17 protein-coding genes are annotated in these 16,071 nt (G+C 65.0%); 5 read left to right on the top strand and 12 right to left on the bottom strand.

Annotated features, from left to right (window positions below; translation table 11 throughout):
• Window positions 1-20 precede the first annotated feature (20 nt).
• From U8330_RS03315 to U8330_RS03325, 3 genes are all read right to left on the bottom strand, one after another.
• Entirely contained in the window at window positions 21-1,040 is a 1,020-nt protein-coding gene (locus U8330_RS03315) for an Ldh family oxidoreductase (RefSeq protein WP_323103733.1), read from the bottom strand.
• Between the two features lie 147 nt (window positions 1,041-1,187).
• Window positions 1,188-2,117, bottom strand: coding sequence for a dihydrodipicolinate synthase family protein (locus U8330_RS03320; protein ID WP_323103734.1), 930 nt, complete (start codon window positions 2,115-2,117; stop codon window positions 1,188-1,190).
• Between the two features lie 110 nt (window positions 2,118-2,227).
• Complete coding sequence (locus U8330_RS03325; RefSeq protein ID WP_323103735.1) at window positions 2,228-3,154, bottom strand: AraC family transcriptional regulator; 927 nt, start codon at window positions 3,152-3,154, stop codon at window positions 2,228-2,230.
• A 184-nt stretch (window positions 3,155-3,338) separates the two neighbouring features.
• Between U8330_RS03325 and U8330_RS03330 the strand changes: the two genes are divergently transcribed.
• Window positions 3,339-4,379: an NAD(P)-dependent alcohol dehydrogenase gene (locus tag U8330_RS03330; RefSeq protein ID WP_323103736.1), complete on the top strand. Its 1,041-nt coding sequence runs from the start codon at window positions 3,339-3,341 to the stop codon at window positions 4,377-4,379.
• 39 nt (window positions 4,380-4,418) lie between these two features.
• Here the strand turns inward: U8330_RS03330 and U8330_RS03335 are convergent, their stop codons facing one another.
• From U8330_RS03335 to U8330_RS03345, 3 genes are all read right to left on the bottom strand, one after another.
• On the bottom strand, window positions 4,419-5,531 hold the full coding sequence (locus tag U8330_RS03335) for a methyl-accepting chemotaxis protein (protein ID WP_323103737.1): 1,113 nt from the start codon (window positions 5,529-5,531) through the stop codon (window positions 4,419-4,421).
• Window positions 5,532-5,629: 98 nt separating this feature from the next.
• Window positions 5,630-6,094: an Lrp/AsnC ligand binding domain-containing protein gene (locus U8330_RS03340; protein WP_323103738.1), complete on the bottom strand. Its 465-nt coding sequence runs from the start codon at window positions 6,092-6,094 to the stop codon at window positions 5,630-5,632.
• Window positions 6,095-6,101: 7 nt separating this feature from the next.
• Window positions 6,102-7,265 carry a M20 aminoacylase family protein gene (locus tag U8330_RS03345; protein WP_323103739.1) on the bottom strand — a complete coding sequence of 388 codons (1,164 nt, stop codon included), beginning with the start codon at window positions 7,263-7,265 and terminating at the stop codon, window positions 6,102-6,104.
• A gap of 241 nt (window positions 7,266-7,506) precedes the next feature.
• Here U8330_RS03345 and U8330_RS03350 point away from each other — a divergent pair, with 241 nt between their 5' ends.
• Together U8330_RS03350 and U8330_RS03355 are read left to right on the top strand one after the other, a co-directional pair.
• Complete coding sequence (locus tag U8330_RS03350; RefSeq protein WP_323107129.1) at window positions 7,507-8,607, top strand: D-alanyl-D-alanine carboxypeptidase family protein; 1,101 nt, start codon at window positions 7,507-7,509, stop codon at window positions 8,605-8,607.
• A gap of 3 nt (window positions 8,608-8,610) precedes the next feature.
• On the top strand, window positions 8,611-9,804 hold the full coding sequence (locus U8330_RS03355; protein ID WP_323103740.1) for a GTP-binding protein: 1,194 nt from the start codon (window positions 8,611-8,613) through the stop codon (window positions 9,802-9,804).
• A 76-nt stretch (window positions 9,805-9,880) separates the two neighbouring features.
• Here U8330_RS03355 and U8330_RS03360 read toward each other — a convergent pair whose 3' ends face one another.
• The 5 genes from U8330_RS03360 to U8330_RS03380 all read right to left on the bottom strand — a co-directional run bounded on the left by U8330_RS03360 (window position 9,881) and on the right by U8330_RS03380 (window position 13,879).
• Complete coding sequence (locus U8330_RS03360; protein ID WP_323103741.1) at window positions 9,881-10,117, bottom strand: sulfurtransferase TusA family protein; 237 nt, start codon at window positions 10,115-10,117, stop codon at window positions 9,881-9,883.
• Window positions 10,118-10,127: 10 nt separating this feature from the next.
• Window positions 10,128-11,597, bottom strand: a complete 1,470-nt coding sequence (locus tag U8330_RS03365) for a L,D-transpeptidase family protein (RefSeq protein ID WP_323103742.1) — start codon at window positions 11,595-11,597, stop codon at window positions 10,128-10,130.
• Between the two features lie 167 nt (window positions 11,598-11,764).
• On the bottom strand, window positions 11,765-12,718 hold the full coding sequence (locus U8330_RS03370; RefSeq protein WP_323103743.1) for an acetyl-CoA carboxylase carboxyltransferase subunit alpha: 954 nt from the start codon (window positions 12,716-12,718) through the stop codon (window positions 11,765-11,767).
• A gap of 64 nt (window positions 12,719-12,782) precedes the next feature.
• Window positions 12,783-13,736, bottom strand: coding sequence for a site-specific tyrosine recombinase XerD (gene xerD / locus U8330_RS03375; protein ID WP_323103744.1), 954 nt, complete (start codon window positions 13,734-13,736; stop codon window positions 12,783-12,785).
• Entirely contained in the window at window positions 13,733-13,879 is a 147-nt protein-coding gene (locus U8330_RS03380) for a hypothetical protein (RefSeq protein WP_323103745.1), read from the bottom strand. Before U8330_RS03380 ends, xerD begins: the two co-directional genes overlap by 4 nt.
• Before the next feature lie 143 nt (window positions 13,880-14,022).
• On the opposite strand from U8330_RS03380, the gene U8330_RS03385 reads away from it, so the two are divergent.
• On the top strand, window positions 14,023-14,601 hold the full coding sequence (locus U8330_RS03385) for a shikimate kinase (RefSeq protein WP_323103746.1): 579 nt from the start codon (window positions 14,023-14,025) through the stop codon (window positions 14,599-14,601).
• Window positions 14,602-14,603: 2 nt separating this feature from the next.
• Window positions 14,604-15,731 (top strand): 3-dehydroquinate synthase, encoded by a 1,128-nt coding sequence (aroB, locus tag U8330_RS03390; protein ID WP_323103747.1) that lies wholly within the window; start codon window positions 14,604-14,606, stop codon window positions 15,729-15,731.
• A gap of 7 nt (window positions 15,732-15,738) precedes the next feature.
• Here the strand turns inward: aroB and U8330_RS03395 are convergent, their stop codons facing one another.
• Entirely contained in the window at window positions 15,739-16,020 is a 282-nt protein-coding gene (locus tag U8330_RS03395) for a BolA family transcriptional regulator (RefSeq protein ID WP_323103748.1), read from the bottom strand.
• Window positions 16,021-16,071: the final 51 nt, after the last annotated feature.

The raw sequence follows: 16,071 nt of genomic DNA on the forward strand, positions 1-16,071 counted from the left end.
GGAAGGCTGCCGGTCCCTGGTCAAGCGACCAGCGCCGTCAGATCGTCGTAAAGCGCCTTCGGAATCTCGATTTCGCCGCTCGTCTCGGTGCGCTGGCGCGCCTCGTAGCGACGCTGCGAAGGCAGGCGGGCGCCCTGGCCGAGGATTGCGTCGAACAGCGCTTCCGCCCGCTCGATATTTTGCGTCGCCGCCGCGCCGAGAAAGGACGTGGGGTTGAAAGCGATCAGCAATTCGCCATGGCAGGGTGCGGCGCCGACGCCGGCATCGAAAGCCATGGATTCCGCGCTCGTCATGTCGCCGATCAGCGGTCCTGCCAGGAGCTCCACCATGGCGGAGAGCGCCGAACCCTTGTGCCCGCCAAAGGTCAGCATGGCGCCGGCGAGCGCGGCAGCCGGATCGGTTGTCGGCGCGCCCTCGGCATCGATCGCCCATCCCTCCGGGATCGGCTTGCCGGCGCGGCGATGCAGTTCGATCTCGCCGCGCGCCGATGCGCTGGTTGCGAAATCGAAGACGAAGGGGAAGGGGCCTGGCCGCGGCCAGGCGAAGGCGATCGGGTTCGTGCCGAACACGCCTTTGGTGCCGCCGGCCGGCGCCACCCAGGCATGGCTGGGGGTGAGCGCCAGGGCGGCAAGGCCCTCGGCGGCGATGAGCTCGACCTCCGGCCAAAGAGCCGAGAAATGGAAGCAATTGTTGATGGCCAAGGCCGCGACCCCTTGGGTGCGGGCTTTCTCGACGAGATGCGGCAGGCCCTGCCGGAAGGCGAGCGGCGAATAGCCGTAGCGGGCATCGACGGTGACGATCGACGGTGCCGTATCCTTCACCTCCGGCACAGCCCGCGGATCGACCTTCCCCTCCTTGACCGTGCGCACGCAGCCGAGCACGCGATAAAGCCCGTGCGAATGGCATTCGTCCCGCTGCCCGGCCATCACCGTATCGGTCAGCGCCTCGGCATGGGCCTCTGTCAGCCCGGCTTTGCGGAAGGCATCGCGTGCCAGGGTGCGGGCATCGGCGAGGGACAGGCGAACGGTATCGGTCATCATCGGCTCCGGCGGGGCATTCGAGTGCCCGGTCTCATCCGCCAAACGGGGAACGGCCCCTGGCGGGGCCGCTCGGCTTGGCGGTGCACTGTGCTAGCGCGCCTGCGGCCCGGCCTCAAGCCGGACGCTGCGTTCTGCCCTTACGAAGCCTCAGGCCGCCTTGGCGAGGCCGACCTCGGGAAGGCTCGGGCGGGTGGCGAGCGCGGTCTCCATGATCGCCTCGACCTCCTTGCGCTCATGCGGCAGAAGCGCCAGGCGCGGGGGCCGCGTCAGGGCCGAGCCGCGGCCGACGATTTCCTCGCAGAGCTTGATGCACTGGACGAGGTCCGGACGGGCATCGAGATGCAGCAGCGGCATGAACCAGTCGTAAAGGGCGATCGCCTCGGCATAGCGTCCGGCCTTGGCGAGGCGGAACAGGGTTTCGCCTTCCTGCGGGAAGGCATTGGACATGCCGGAGATCCAGCCGGCAGCACCCAGCATCACGCTCTCGACCACCACGTCGTCGAGGCCGGCAAACATCACGAAGCGGTCGCCCACCATGTTCTTCACATCGGTAAAGCGGCGGGTGTCGCCGGAGGAATCCTTGAAGCAGACGATGGTCTCGCAATCGGCGAGCGAGCCGAGGATCGCCGGCGTCACATCGTTCTTGTAGATCGGCGGGTTGTTGTAGACCATGACGGGCAGGTCCGTCGCCTTGGAAACGCCGCGGAAATGCTCGGCCGTTTCATGCGGCTTGGAGGAGTAGACGAGCGCCGGCATGACCATGACGCCGTCAAGGCCGATGCGGGCCGCATCGCGGGCCACCGCCGAGGCATGCTCGGTCGTAAATTCCGCAATGCCGCAGATGACAGGGACACGGCCCTTGGCTGCGTCCTTCGCGGTTTCCATGACGGCGATCTTTTCCTTGCGCGACAGCGAGGTGTTTTCGCCCACCGTGCCGCACACGATCAGCCCGGAAACGCCATCGCGCACCAGATTGTCGATCACGGCATGGGTGGCCGGCAGATCGAGCGAGAAATCGGGCTTGAACTGCGTGGTGACGGCGGGGAACACACCCGACCAGCTGATTTTCGGTGCCATGCTCAGGTCTCCCAATGTGGCGAAGGATGACGCACCATAAAATGTATAAAATATACTGTCAAGCGGTGCTAACCCACTGCTGATCGCACCATTGAGCATTCGTCGATGGCTTACCCGTCGCTCAGCAGTTCTTCCTCTGCGCGCATGATCTCGGCAAAGCCGCGGCGCAGCCGCCCGGCATCGCGCAGCGGCGGCGCTCCGAACTGGCGGGCATATTCGCGAGAAAATTGCGAGGGGCTCTCGTAGCCGACTTGCCGGCCGGCGCTGCCGGCATCCAGCAGCTGCTCCACCATCAGCCGCCGCGCCTCCTGCAGGCGCAGTTGCTTCTGGTACTGCATCGGGCTCATGGCGGTGATCGCCTTGAAATGGTGGTGGAGCGAAGACACGCTCATGCTCACCCGACGCGCGAGATCCTCGATCCGCAGCGGCAGGTGGTAATGCTCCTTCAGCCAAAGACAGGCGCGGCTGATCTGCTGCGATTGGCTCTCCGCCGCCGCCATCTGCCGCAGCCGCGCGCCATGCGGGCCGATGAGCAGGCGGAAGATCAGCTCCTGCTCGATCAGCGGCAGGAGAACCGGAATTTCTTCGGGACGCTCGATGAGCCGCAGGAGCCGCAATGCGGCCTCTTCAAGCTCCTCCGTCAGCGGTGCGACACTCATTCCACGCGGGGAAACAGGCGCCGGCGCAACCACCGTGCCGAGACGCTGCAGAACGGCGGGGATTCGCAGAGGGTCGATCTCGAACACCAGGGACAGATAGGGCTTGTCAGGCGAGGCGGCGATGATCTGCGAGGAGACCGGCAGGTCGAAGGAGGTCAGCAGATAGTCCTGCCCGCCATAGAGATAGGCCTCGTTGCCGAGCAGCACGCGCTTGGCGCCCTGGGCAATCAGGGCGAAGCTCGGCTTGTACTGCCCGCAGGCCATTGCGCCATCGCCGGAATAGCGATGCAGCGTCAGGCCGGGCACGGCGGTCCGGTGGTCGCCAACGGTGGCTGCGTGGCGGGCGATGAGGTCGATGAATGTCTGTCGGCGATCCATTACGGTCCTGAACGGGTATGTCGAACTGCGCTGCCGTCTGCGCCTGTGAGGGCGTGCGGGCGAGACGACACTACGTGCCTTTTGCAGGATCGTGCAAGAAGTTTGCAGGAAAGGACGATGCGTGCGCGCCGCTTTACGCGCATGATGCCGGCGCTACTCCGACATTCCTGAAAGGATGCACCGCATGGCTCTCGCACGAGGATATGCCGCGACCGACGCGTCGAAACCCCTCCAGCCCTTCACCTTCGAACGGCGGGCCCCGAATGACGACGATATCGTCATCGACATCAAGTTTTCGGGCATCTGCCATTCCGACATTCATCAGGTTCGCAATGAGTGGGGCAATTCGATCTACCCCATGGTTCCGGGCCACGAAATCGTCGGCATCGTGTCCGCCGTCGGCAAGAACGTGACCAAGTTCAAGCCGGGCGACAAGGCCGGCGTCGGCTGCTTCGTTAATTCCTGCACCGCCTGCGCCAGCCGTGATCTCGACCGCGAACAGTATATGCCGGGTCTGGTGCCGACCTATAACGGCTACGAGGCGGACGGAAAGACCCCGACCTATGGCGGCTATTCCGACTCGATCGTCGTGAAGGAGGACTATGCGCTCTCCATCCCCGACAATCTGGATTTTGCGGCCACCGCGCCGCTTCTGTGCGCCGGCATCACGCTCTATTCGCCGCTCAAGCACTGGCAGGCGGGCCCGGGCAAGAAGGTCGCCGTCGTCGGCATGGGCGGTCTCGGCCATATGGGCGTCAAGCTCGGCGCAGCGCTCGGTGCGGAAGTCACCGTGCTCAGCCAGTCGCTCTCCAAGAAGGAAGACGGGCTGAAGCTCGGCGCCACGCATTATTATGCGACCAAGGACCCGGAAACCTTCAAGGCGCTTGCCGGCAGCTTCGACCTGATCCTCTGCACGGTCTCGGCCGAAATCGATTGGAACGCCTATCTGTCGCTCTTGAAGCCCGATGGCGCGATGGTGCTTCTCGGCATTCCGGAGAACCCTGTGCCGGTTCACGCCTTCGGCCTCGTCGGCGGCCGCCGCAGCCTGGCCGGCTCGATGATCGGCTCGATCAAGGAAACGCAGGAAATGCTCGACTTCTGCGGCGAGCACAACATCGTCTCGGAGATCGAAATGATCCGCATGGATCAGGTCAACGAGGCCTATGAGCGCGTGCTGAAGAGCGATGTCCGCTATCGTTTCGTCATCGACACGGCGACGATCTGACCAGCCTGCCGGCGCGGGGTCCGCTCCGCGCCGGCGCTCTCACAGCGCCAACCGGCGCTTGATGTCCTCGTCCTTTTCCTGCCGCTGGATGACGACGCCGCTCCAGCCCAGCCCGCTGTAATCTTCGTAGCCAAGCGTCTCGGCATAGGCGACGAGCGTGCCGTCGCTCATATAATAGCTGCCGCGCGGGGCCTTCTGCGGCGGGCTCAGCGCAAATCGGGTATAGACGAGGTCCGCCCGGGAAGCGGCGATCACCATGCCCTGGCCGTCGAGCAGCAGCACCGTGGTGCGCTCCTCGTCCGCTTCGGGAATATTCGCCTCCTTGCGCACGATCGACTGGCCCTGGTTTGCCCAGTCGAAATAGACGCCCAACGCACCGAGCAGCGCTCCGTCCGTCTTGCCGCCGCCGCGGATCCCGGTTGCGTAAACCAGCGCATCGGCATTGCCGTGCAGCGGGCTCGGCTTGACGACATCGACGATATAGTCGTCGCCGCTGTGCGTGCCCATGGCCGCCTTGACCCAAGGCTCATTCGAGAGATCGCGCCCGAGAATGGTCTTGCGAAACCGTGGATTGGCGGAGGCTATGGCCCGTCCCGCCCGGTCGACCATCACCAGGTCGAGATAGACGGTGTAGAAGCGGTTGATGACGCCGAGGCGCTCTGCGGCGAAGGCGTTGCGGGCTGCGTCGGGTCGTTCCAGCGCTTCCCACAGCGCGGTGTCGGTGGCCCACCACCGCACGTCGGCCGTGCGCTCGAAGAGGTTGCGGACGATCAGCTGCACCAGGGTCTGCGCCAGGTCGACGAGGCGGATGCCCTCCATCTGGTGCACGAGCTCATCCGCCATGCTGCGCCCCAGCAGCACCCGCTCCAGCACCTCCTTCTGAAACGCTGCCGCAACGCTGGCGGAAACGCCGGCCAGCCGTTGCACCTCCTGCGCCACGACGGCAAAGCCGCGGCCGATCTCGCCGGCGCGCGCTGCCTCGATACTGGCATTGATGCCGAGCAGCCGGATCTGGCGAACGATCTCTTCGTTCTCCCGGCCGAACTTGTCGACTTCGGTGCCGATCCGCTCGGTCAGGGCCCGCATGGCGCGCGGTGTCGCGCGTCTCTCCGGCTGGCCGGCCTTCGGCTTCTGCTCGGCTTGCTCCGCCATGCCTTCCCTCGCTCGCCTATCACAATCTCTCAACAAGAAAACTCTAAAACAGAAAAGCTTGTGCGAAAGTTGTTGCAGTGCAAGGAAATGAGGCAGGACTAAAGAAGCGGCAGCGGGCCGTCGTTCTTGATTTCCTCCATCACAGCATAGGTGCGCGTTTCCTTCACGCCCTGCAGGGTCCAGAGAAACTGGCCGAGGAAATTGCGATAGGCGCTCATGTCCTCGAACCTGGTCTTGACCAGATAGTCGAACCCGCCTGCCACCATATGGCACTCGATCACCGAGGGCGATTTGCGGATCGCCTCGGCAAAGGTGTCGAACACCTCCGGCGTCGTCTTGTCGAGCATCACCTCGATGAAGACGAGCAGGCCGAAGCCAAGCCGCTGCGGATCGAGCCGCGCGCCGAACCCCGAGACATAGCCCTCCTTCAGGAGACGGCGCATCCGCTCGCTGGTGGCCGTGGGGGAGAGCCCCACGCGCTCGGACAGTTCGAGATTGGTGATGCGCCCGTCACCCTGGAGGATCGAAAGGATCTTCCGGTCGATCTTGTCGATGCCGCTCATGCGTGTCTCAGGCAGCCAGCCGCGTTTCGGCGAGCTTCACCCAGTAGGAAATGCCGTGCGGAATCGCTTCGTCGTTGAAGTCATAAGCTGGATTGTGCAGGCCCGCCGTTTCACCATTGCCGATGAAGACGAAGGCGCCCGGGCGCGCAAGCAGCATGTAGGAGAAATCCTCCCCGCCCATCATCGGGTCGAGCGTGGCCGAAACCTGGGCCGGCCCGGCAACCGCGGCAGCGGCTTCCACGGCATGCTCCGTCTCGCGCGGGTGGTTGACGGTCACCGGATAGTTGCGGTCGTAATGCACGTGGATCGTCGCACCGAAGGCGGCGGCAAGGCCTCCGGCGATCTCGCGGATCCGCCGCTCGGCCAGGTCGCGCGTGTCCGGCATCAGGGTGCGCACCGTGCCGGCCAGCTTCGCCTGCTCGGGAATGATATTGTGGGCAAAGCCGGCATGGAACTTGGTCACCGATACGACGACGGAGGCCAAGGGATCGGCCGAGCGCGAGGCGATCGTCTGTAGCGCGGTGACGATCTGCGCGCCGAGCACGATCGGGTCGACCGTGCGGTGCGGCTGGGCCGCGTGGCCGCCGCGGCCATCGATGGTGATGGAAAACTCGTCGGTCGATGCCATGACCGGGCCGGGGCGGGTGCCGAAATGACCAAGCGGCATGCCCGGCAGATTGTGCATGCCATAGACCTCGGCAATGCCGAAGCGCTCCATCATCCCGTCCTTGACCATGGCATCGCCACCCGCGCCGCCCTCTTCGGCCGGCTGGAAGATGACGGCGACCGCGCCCTTGAAGTTGCGCGTTTCGGCCAGGTATTTGGCCGCGCCGAGCAGCATGGCGGTGTGCCCGTCATGGCCGCAGGCATGCATCTTTCCGGGTACGGTCGAGGCATAGGGCTTGCCCGTCGTCTCGGTCATCGGCAGGGCGTCCATGTCGGCGCGCAGGCCGATTGCCGGCCCGTCACCCAGGCGCCCGCGGATCAGGCCGACGACGCCCGTGCGCCCGATCCCGGTCACCACCTCGTCGACGCCGAAGCCCCGCAGCTTCTCGGCCACGAAGGATGCGGTCTCTTCCACGGCATAGAGCAAGCCGGGCCGGGAATGGATATGGCGGCGCCATTCCGTGACCTCGTCCTGGAGTTCGGCGGCACGGTTGAGAATAGGCATGGGTCGAGCGTCCTGTGGGTCGGTCACGGTGAAAGCCGCAAATGGCTTTGCCTTCACAGCGCCATATAGGTTAAATACCGGCACCCTGCGAGGCAATGCCAGAAATGGTTCGCCGTCCCTCGCCGGCCGGAAGACGGCGCGTGACCAAGTGCGCGACGCAAACCGGGGATTGCCGCGCTGCGGACCGATCGCCCGCCGCAATGCTGCTAAAATTCGAGGACTGATCGTGCATTTATCCGGAATGAAGACCTGTGGACGCGGTGCCGTCGTGGCGCTCCTGACTGCCCTGTCGGCTCTCGCCACCGCCGCCTCCGCCGAGGCCAATCCGCGCCTGGTGGTCGATATCAACTCGCTCAAGGTCTATGAGCAGCAGGATATCTTCCAACGCTGGTATCCCGCGTCGCTGACCAAGCTGATGACGGCCTATACCACGTTTCGCGCCATCAAGTCCGGCCAGCTGACGCTGGACTCGCCCGTGGTGATGACGAAGAACGCCGCGGCCGAGCCGCCGAGCAAGATGTTCTTCAAGCCCGGTTCGAAGATGACGCTCGACAGCGCCTTGAAGATGATGCTCATCAAATCGGCCAACGATATCGCGGTCGCCATTGGCGAGACGGTCGCCGGCTCCGAGCCGGCTTTTGTCGCGCAGATGAATGCCGAGGCCGCACGCATCGGCATGTCGAACTCGCATTTCGTCAATCCGAACGGGCTGCCGGCGCCGGGCCAATATACGACGGCGCGCGACCTTGCGGTTCTCGCCATCACCATCAAGCGCGAGTTTCCGCAATATGCGCCCTACTTCGCCTATGAAGGCTTCACGACGGGCAAGAAAAGCTACCCGAACTACAACATGCTGATCGGCCGTTTCGACGGGGCGGACGGCATGAAGACCGGCTTCATCTGCGCCTCGGGCTTCAACCAGGTCTCCTCCGCCACAAGGAACGGCCGCAGCGTCGTCTCCGTCGTGCTCGGTGCGGAGAGCCTGGGAGCCCGCGCCGACGAATCGGCGCGGCTGATGCAGATGGCGCTGACGGAAAACGGCGCGGCCAAGCCGAGCCTCGGCCAGATCGCCCCCTATGGCGAAACGCGGGATGTGACTGCGGATATCTCCAAGCAGATCTGCTCGGCCAGCGCCGCCAAGGTGCGCAGCGAGGGCCGCGACGAGGCCGGCCGCCAGAAGCTGCTGTCCCCCTTCATCCACGAGATCAACCGCCCGCTGCAGCTTGTCGAGGCTGGCCTGATCCCTGGGTCGGTTCCCGCGGCGGCCGATGCCGGCGGGCCGGCCGAAGGGCAGGGCGATCTCGCCAATATCCCGATCCCGCAGCCCAAGCCGGCGCTTTGACCCATGCCGCTCGCTGCCTTCGATCCCGTTCCCGTCTCGATCCTCACCGGCTTCCTTGGCGCCGGCAAGACGACGCTGCTCAATCGCCTGCTCCGCGATCCCGCACTGGCGGACACGGCCGTCATCATCAACGAGTTCGGCGATGTCTCGCTCGATCACCTGCTGGTCGAGTCGTCCAATGATGGCGTGATCGAGCTTTCCGACGGCTGCCTGTGCTGCACCGTGCGTGGCGAACTGGTCGATACGCTGGCGGATCTGATGGACCGCATGCAGACCGGGCGCATCCACCCCTTGAAACGCGTGGTGATCGAGACGACCGGCCTTGCCGATCCGGCGCCGGTCATGCAGTCGGTGATGGGCAATCCGATCGTTGCCCAGAGCTACTGCCTCGATGGCGTCGTCACCGTCGTCGATGCCGTGAACGGGCTTTCCACGCTCGATCATCATGAGGAAGCGGTCAAGCAGGTGGCGGTGGCCGACCGGCTCGTCATCAGCAAGGCTGGCCTTGCGAGCCCGGACACGCTCCTAAGCCTCAAGGGCCGCCTGGACGCCCTCAATCCCCGCGCGCCGCAGATCGATGGCGACCGGGAGGACGCGGCGCGAGGCACGCTGTTTGCGTGCGGCCTTTACGATGCCTCGACCAAGATCCCCGACGTCAGCCGCTGGCTGCAGGACGAGGACGAACAGGCAGATCATGGCCACCATCACGAGCATGATGATGATCACGATCATGCTGACCAACATGATCACGACCATGGCCATGCCGCCGCCGCACATGGCCACGGCCACCATCATCATCACCACGACGTGAACCGGCACGGCGCCGATATCCGCTCCTTCAGCATCGTTCACGACCGGCCGATCTCCGCCATGGCGCTCGACATGTTCATCGACCTGCTGCGCTCGGCCCATGGCGAAAAGCTCCTGCGCATGAAGGCAATCGTCTGCACGGCGGAGCAGCCGGAGCGGCCGCTGGTGCTGCATGGCGTCCAGCAGATCTTCCATCCACCGCAGCGCCTTGCCGCCTGGCCGGATCCGGCGGACCGCCGCACCCGCATGGTGATCATCACCAAGGGCCTTGCGGAAAGCTTCGTGCGCGACCTCTTCGACGCCTTCACCGGCACCCCCGCCATCGACCGCCCGGACCGCGCAGCCCTGGAAGACAATCCGCTCGCGGTGCCGGGGCTGAGGATCTAGGGTCGAAGATCTCTTTAGAAACGCGTCAGCAAGGCCTCGGTGCTTTTTGACGCAAGGCCATAGGCGCTTGCTGCTGCTATAGAGCCTTCCGAATTACAAACCGGTGCCCGTTTGACACTTTCGCCTGGCCTTCCAGCGCATGGCCCTCCTCCCGGCAGAAATGTGGGATGTCCAGGGTGGCGAGGGGGTCGGTGGTGAGGATGGTGAGGCGCGCGCCGGGAGGCAGGGTGGAGAGGCGCTTGCGGGTTCGCATGACGGGGAGGGGGCATTTCAGCCCCTTGAGGTCGTAGACCTCGCCTTCCTCGTCGCTCACGCGCCCTGTCCTACCAAAGCTTCCAGAAGGGCTTCTTGTCCGCTGTCGGCGGCTGGTCCAGCATCGCCTGGTCGGCGGTCGGCGCGGCCTGCGCGTCCGGGGCCGGCTGCGGCTGGCCGGGGAGCGGCTTCTTCTGCGCGCTCGCCACGGCCTTGGCTGCGGGTGGTGTCACCTTCACCTGCTGTGTTTCCACCGTCACCGGCAGAGATGTCGTCGGCGCGGTCGGCTGGGGGGCCGCTTCGGGATCGATCGTGGCGGTGGTCAGCGGCTGCTTCTTCTTGAAGAGGCTGGCGAAGAACCCATTGCCGGCATTCTCCGCAGCCGGGGCCTCGGCCTGAAGCACGGGGCGCGGCAGCGGGTTCTGTTGCGGCACCGGCACGGACTTGCCGCCGCGCGTGGTCTTCTCGAGGGCGGCCGTCTGGATCTCGATCGCCTTGCGCGCTTCTTCGAGCTCGGCGCGCCGCGCCTCCTGCTTCTCGAGGTCGGCGACCTTCATCAGCTTGCCGGCATCGAGCGAGGTGCCGGTGGGCGCATAGGCGAGCTCGCGGCCGGCCCGCTGTTTGGCGACGATCGCCTTGCGCTCGGCCTCCGTCGGCTCGTACCAGACGAGCCCGTCGAGCTTCTTCAGCGCCTTGCCATACTCTTCGTCATATTTCTTGTTGTAGCTCGCCAGGGCCATTTCCATGGCCGGCGGCGTGCTCATCGCCGGGCACTGGCCGGTGGGGTTCGGCTTGCCGTCGATCTGTTTGTTGAAGACGTATTTCTTCTCGCAGACCGCGAATTCCGGCGGCCTCTTGGTGATCTCGAACTGGTCGTAGCCTTCCTTCAGGTTCTTCCAGAACTCGAAATTCGGGCTATTGCGATGGCGCGCCATGTTCTCCGCCGTCATGCGGAACGGCAGTGCCTGCAGCTGGATGGTCTTCTGCCCGCCCTTGAAGGCGTCGCGCGCGAGCGCGAAGATCTCCTGCATCTGCTCGTCCGTCATCGAGTAACAGCCGGAGGACGAGCAGGCGCCGTGGATCATCAGATTGGTGCCGAACCGGCCATTGGCGCGGTCGAACTGGTTCGGAAAGCCGGTGTTGATCGCCAGGTAATAGGACGAATTGGGGTTCATCTGCCCCGGCGCCAGCGGATAATAACCCTCGGGCGCCTGGCGGTCGCCTTCCTTCACCTTGGGGCCGAGCTTGCCGGACCAAGCGCAGATCTTGTACTCGCGCAGCTTCTCGAAGCGGTTGGCGGAATTGGCCTTCCAGACCTCCAGCGCGCCTTCCTCCTTGAAGATGCGCAGCATGATCGGCGAGGTCTTCGCCATGTTCATGGCCTGCATCTTCTGGACGATCTTGCCCGACAGCTCGTAATTGACCTTGCTGGTCACCGTCTTCAGATTGACGTCGACACTGTCGACCATGGTCTCGCTGGCAGTGCAGCCGCTGAGCAGGGCGGCGATCGCGGCAGTGGCGGCAAGATGTGTCAGGCGCATCGGCATCAGCCCATCATCGAAAGATCGGACGCGGTTCTCCCCTAACGGGGATTGCCGCAAGAATCAATAAGCTGCGAGTGTTTACGAGTCCCTAACCATCCGGAGGCATCCGCCATGGCCGCGCCAGAAGGCGCGACGATTGCGGCGGCGATGGGGCGGGCTGCGCCTTAGAGCGAACGGCCGATGGCCAGATATTTCTCGCGCCGGCTGTTGCGCAGCTCGGTGCCCTTCAGGCCGGAAAGGTCTTTGAGAGCATCGGCGATCACCGAGCCGGTGCGCTCGATGACGGCGCCCGGATCGCGATGCGCGCCGCCGACCGGCTCCTCGATGATGCCGTCGACGATGCCGAAGCCCTTCAGGTCCTCGGCCGTGATCTTCATATTGGTGGCCGCTTCCTTGGCCCGGGTCGAATCCCGCCAGAGAATGGAAGCCGCACCTTCGGGCGAAATCACCGAATAGATCGCATGTTCCAGCATATAGACGCGGTTGCCGGTCGCAATCGCGATCGCGCCGCCCGAACCGCCTTCGCCGAGCACGACCGAAATGATCGGCACCTTGACGGCGAGGCACATTTCGGTCGAACGGGCGATGGCTTCCGCCTGGCCGCGTTCTTCGGCCCCAACGCCCGGATAGGCGCCGGCGGTGTCGATCAGCGTGATCAGCGGCAGGTTGAAGCGGTCCGCCATTTCCATGATGCGGATCGCCTTGCGGTAGCCTTCCGGCCGGGCGCTGCCGAAATTGTGCTTGATGCGCGACTTCGTGTCATTGCCCTTTTCCTGGCCGATCACGGCCACGGGCATGCCGCGGAAGCGGGCGAGGCCCGCCTGGATGGCCGCGTCCTCGGCAAACTTGCGGTCGCCGGCAAGCGGCGTGAATTCGGTAAACAGCCCCTCGGCATAGTCCTGGAAATGCGGACGCTGCGGATGGCGCGCGACCTGCGTCTTCTGCCAGGGAGACAGCTTGGAATAGATCTCGACCATGGCCTCGCGCGCGCGCGCTTCCAGGCGTTCGATCTCTTCGCTCGTGTCGATGCTCTCGTCCTCGGACGCGATCTTCTTGAGCTCGTGGATCTTGCCCTCGAGATCCGAGATCGGCTTTTCGAAATCGAGATAATGGTGCATCGGGTCGCTTCCGTTCGGTGGGCCGCACGGCCTCCGGGCTGGTCAGCCCTTCGGTCAGGGGGGTCTAATCCCGTTTTTTGGCCTGTTTTGCAAGGGGGTGGTGCGTTTGCACCAATTGGTGCAGCCGCTCCTCCAGCACATGAGTATAGATTTGCGTGGTCGAAATGTCGGAATGGCCAAGCAGTTCCTGCACCGCGCGCAGATCCGCACCATTGGCGAGCAGATGGCTGGCGAAGGCGTGCCGCAGCACATGCGGCGAGATGACGGCCGCGCGAATTCCCGCCCGCCCGGCCAGGGATTTCAGGTCACGGGCGAAAACCTGGCGCGGCAGATAGCCCGCCTCGGACGCTGCCGGAAACAGCCAGGGGCTTTCCTTGCCGGCCGGCTGTGCTGCCTGGAATGCGGCGAGTTTCGTGCCGTAGAGGTCGAGCGCCGCGATCGCCGTGCGCGACAGCGGCACCATGCGTTCCTTGTTGCCCTTGCCGCGGATCATCAGCATCCGTCCGTTGCGGGCGAGAACCGAGGCGGGCAGCGTCACGAGCTCGCTGACACGCATGCCGGTCGCATAGAGCATCTCGATCAGGACATGCATGCGCAGCGGCTCGATGCGATCCGGCTCTGCCTTCGCCTCTTCCTCGGCGCGGGCGAGCAGGCGCGTCACGTCGTCAAGGCTTAGGGTTTTCGGCAGGGCGCGGCCCTTCCTCGGCGCGTCCAGAATGCCGGTCGGATCATCGGCGCGCAGGCCTTCGGCATAGAGAAACTTGTAGAACTGGCGAAGCGCCGAGAGCCGTCGCGCCTGGCTCGAGGGCTTGAAGCCTTCCTCCGCAAGCATGGTCAGATAGGCACGCAGATCGTCCGAAGTGGCCTCTCCCGCCCGCACGCCGCGGCCTTTGAGAAAGGCCTGCGCGTCGGAGAGATCGCGGTGATAGGCGTTCAGCGTGTTGGCGGCCGCGCCACGTTCGGCGCTCATCATCTCCAGGAACGCCTCGAGATGGGCGGCGGACAGGTCCAGGCTCACGGACGGTTCATCCGCTCGGCCGGAATGCGCACCGTCACGTCCCGCTCCGTCGGCACCACGAAGGTGGCAAGCGCCAGCATCGTGCCATAGACGATCCCCGCAAGGACGAGGCAGATGAAGAGAAACCGGACAAGGGTGGGCATCGATCGCTCCTGGACATGCGGTGTCATATGGCGGCATGCGGCGTCGAGTGCAAGCACCGGCTTGCGCGCCGTACCCTGCCTCCCTTGACGCTTCATGCGCGATTGACGATAGGAAGGGGAAAAGGGGACGAAAAAGATAAACGATGAGTGACGTGGTCGAACCCGTGTCGGAGGCGCTGGTCCAGCAGGTGAAATCCGTGCTTGGAAAGCGCAACCTCGTCTTCGTCGGGCTGATGGGGGCCGGCAAGTCGGCCATCGGCCGGCTCACGGCCCAGACGCTCGGCATCCCCTTCGTCGATTCCGATCACGAGATCGAGCGTGTCTCGCGGATGACCATCGCCGAACTGTTCGCCCAATATGGCGAGCCGGAATTCCGGGCGCTTGAAACCCGCGTGATCCGGCGGCTGCTCACCTCCGGCGCGCGTGTCGTGTCGACGGGCGGGGGTGCCTATATCAACGAGGCCACCCGGCGGCAGATCCGCAAGAACGGCCTGTCGGTCTGGCTGAATGCCGATCTCGACGTCCTCTGGGAACGGGTCAACAAGCGCGACACTCGTCCGCTGTTGAAGACCGAAGACCCCAAGGGCACGCTGGCGCGCCTGATGGAGGCCCGCTACCCGATCTATGCCGAAGCCGATGTCAGCGTGCTCTCGCGCGACGTCAAGAAGGAGCGCATGGTGGAGGAGGTTCTCGAAGCCGTCGCCGCGCTGAAGAGGACCTGAGCATGACCGCCACGCCGTCTCCCGCCCGCACGATCCGTGTCGATCTCGGCGAGCGCGCCTATGACATTCTGATCGGGCCCGGCCTGATCGCCTCGGCGGCCGGCGAGATCGCCGCGCGGCTGAAGGGCCGACGCATGGCGGTGGTGACGGATGAACATGTCGCGCCGCTCTATCTCGAACCCTTCATGGCCGGGCTGGCCGCAGCCGGTATCGAAGCGGTCTCGACCATCCTGCCGGCCGGCGAGAAGACCAAGAGTTTCGAGCATCTGATCCCGGTCTGCGAAGCGATCATCCGCGCGCGCATCGAGCGCAACGATGCGGTGATTGCGCTGGGCGGCGGGGTGATCGGCGATCTCACCGGCTTTGCCGCCGGCATCGTGCGGCGCGGCTCCCGCTTCATCCAGGTGCCGACCTCGCTTCTGGCGCAGGTCGATAGCTCCGTCGGCGGCAAGACCGGCATCAACTCGCCGCAGGGCAAGAACCTGATCGGCGTCTTCCACCAGCCGGATCTGGTGCTCGCCGATACCGACGTGCTGGACACGCTCTCGCCGCGCGAATTTCGTGCCGGCTATGCCGAAGTCGCCAAATATGGGCTGATTGACCGCCCCGATTTCTTCGCCTGGCTGGAGGACAACTGGCAGGCGGTCTTTGCAGGCGGCGAGGCGCGGATCGAGGCCATCGCGGTGAGCTGCCAGGCCAAGGCCGATGTTGTGGCGGCGGACGAGCGGGAGAACGGCCGCCGGGCGCTCCTGAACCTCGGCCATACCTTCGGCCATGCCCTGGAAGCGGCAACGGCCTATGAGAGTGCCCGGCTCGTCCATGGCGAAGGGGTCTCGATCGGCATGGTGCTCGCGCACCAGTTTTCCGCCCGCATGAACCTCGCAAGCCCCGATGTCGCGGCCCTTGTCGAGTCGCATCTAAGGACCGTCGGCCTGCCGACCCGGCTTGGCGATATTCCGGGCGGACTGCCGCCGGCCGAGGTGCTGATGGATGCGATTGCCCAGGACAAGAAGGTGAAGGGCGGCAAGCTGACCTTCATCCTGACGCGCGGCCTCGGACAATCCTTCGTGGCCGACGATGTGCCGGCCTCCGCCGTGCTCGGCTTCCTGGAAGAGAAACTTTCGGCCTGAGATCAGGCTACCAGCGCGTCGCTTCGCCGGGCGCCGCCGCCTCGATCGCCAGCGCATGCAGCCCGGCGTCAAGTTCGCCCTGCAACACCGCATTGACCGCCCGGTGACGGGCCAGCCTCGAAAGGCCTGAAAAGCCATCGGCCACGATGCGAACTCGCATATGAGTTTCGCCCGTGCCGGTGACATCCGGCTGATGGCCGGCATGGCTGGCGCTTTCGTCGATCACGGCCAGGCGCTCGGGCGAGAAAGCCTCGCTCAGCTTTGCCTCGATACGCTCTCTGACTGACATCTTTCGGCCCGCTTCTTCTGGCTTGAGGGCAGACCGCCGCAAGGCGGTTCG

Source organism: Rhizobium sp. CC-YZS058, from assembly GCF_034720595.1.
Lineage (GTDB): Bacteria > Pseudomonadota > Alphaproteobacteria > Rhizobiales > Rhizobiaceae > Ferranicluibacter.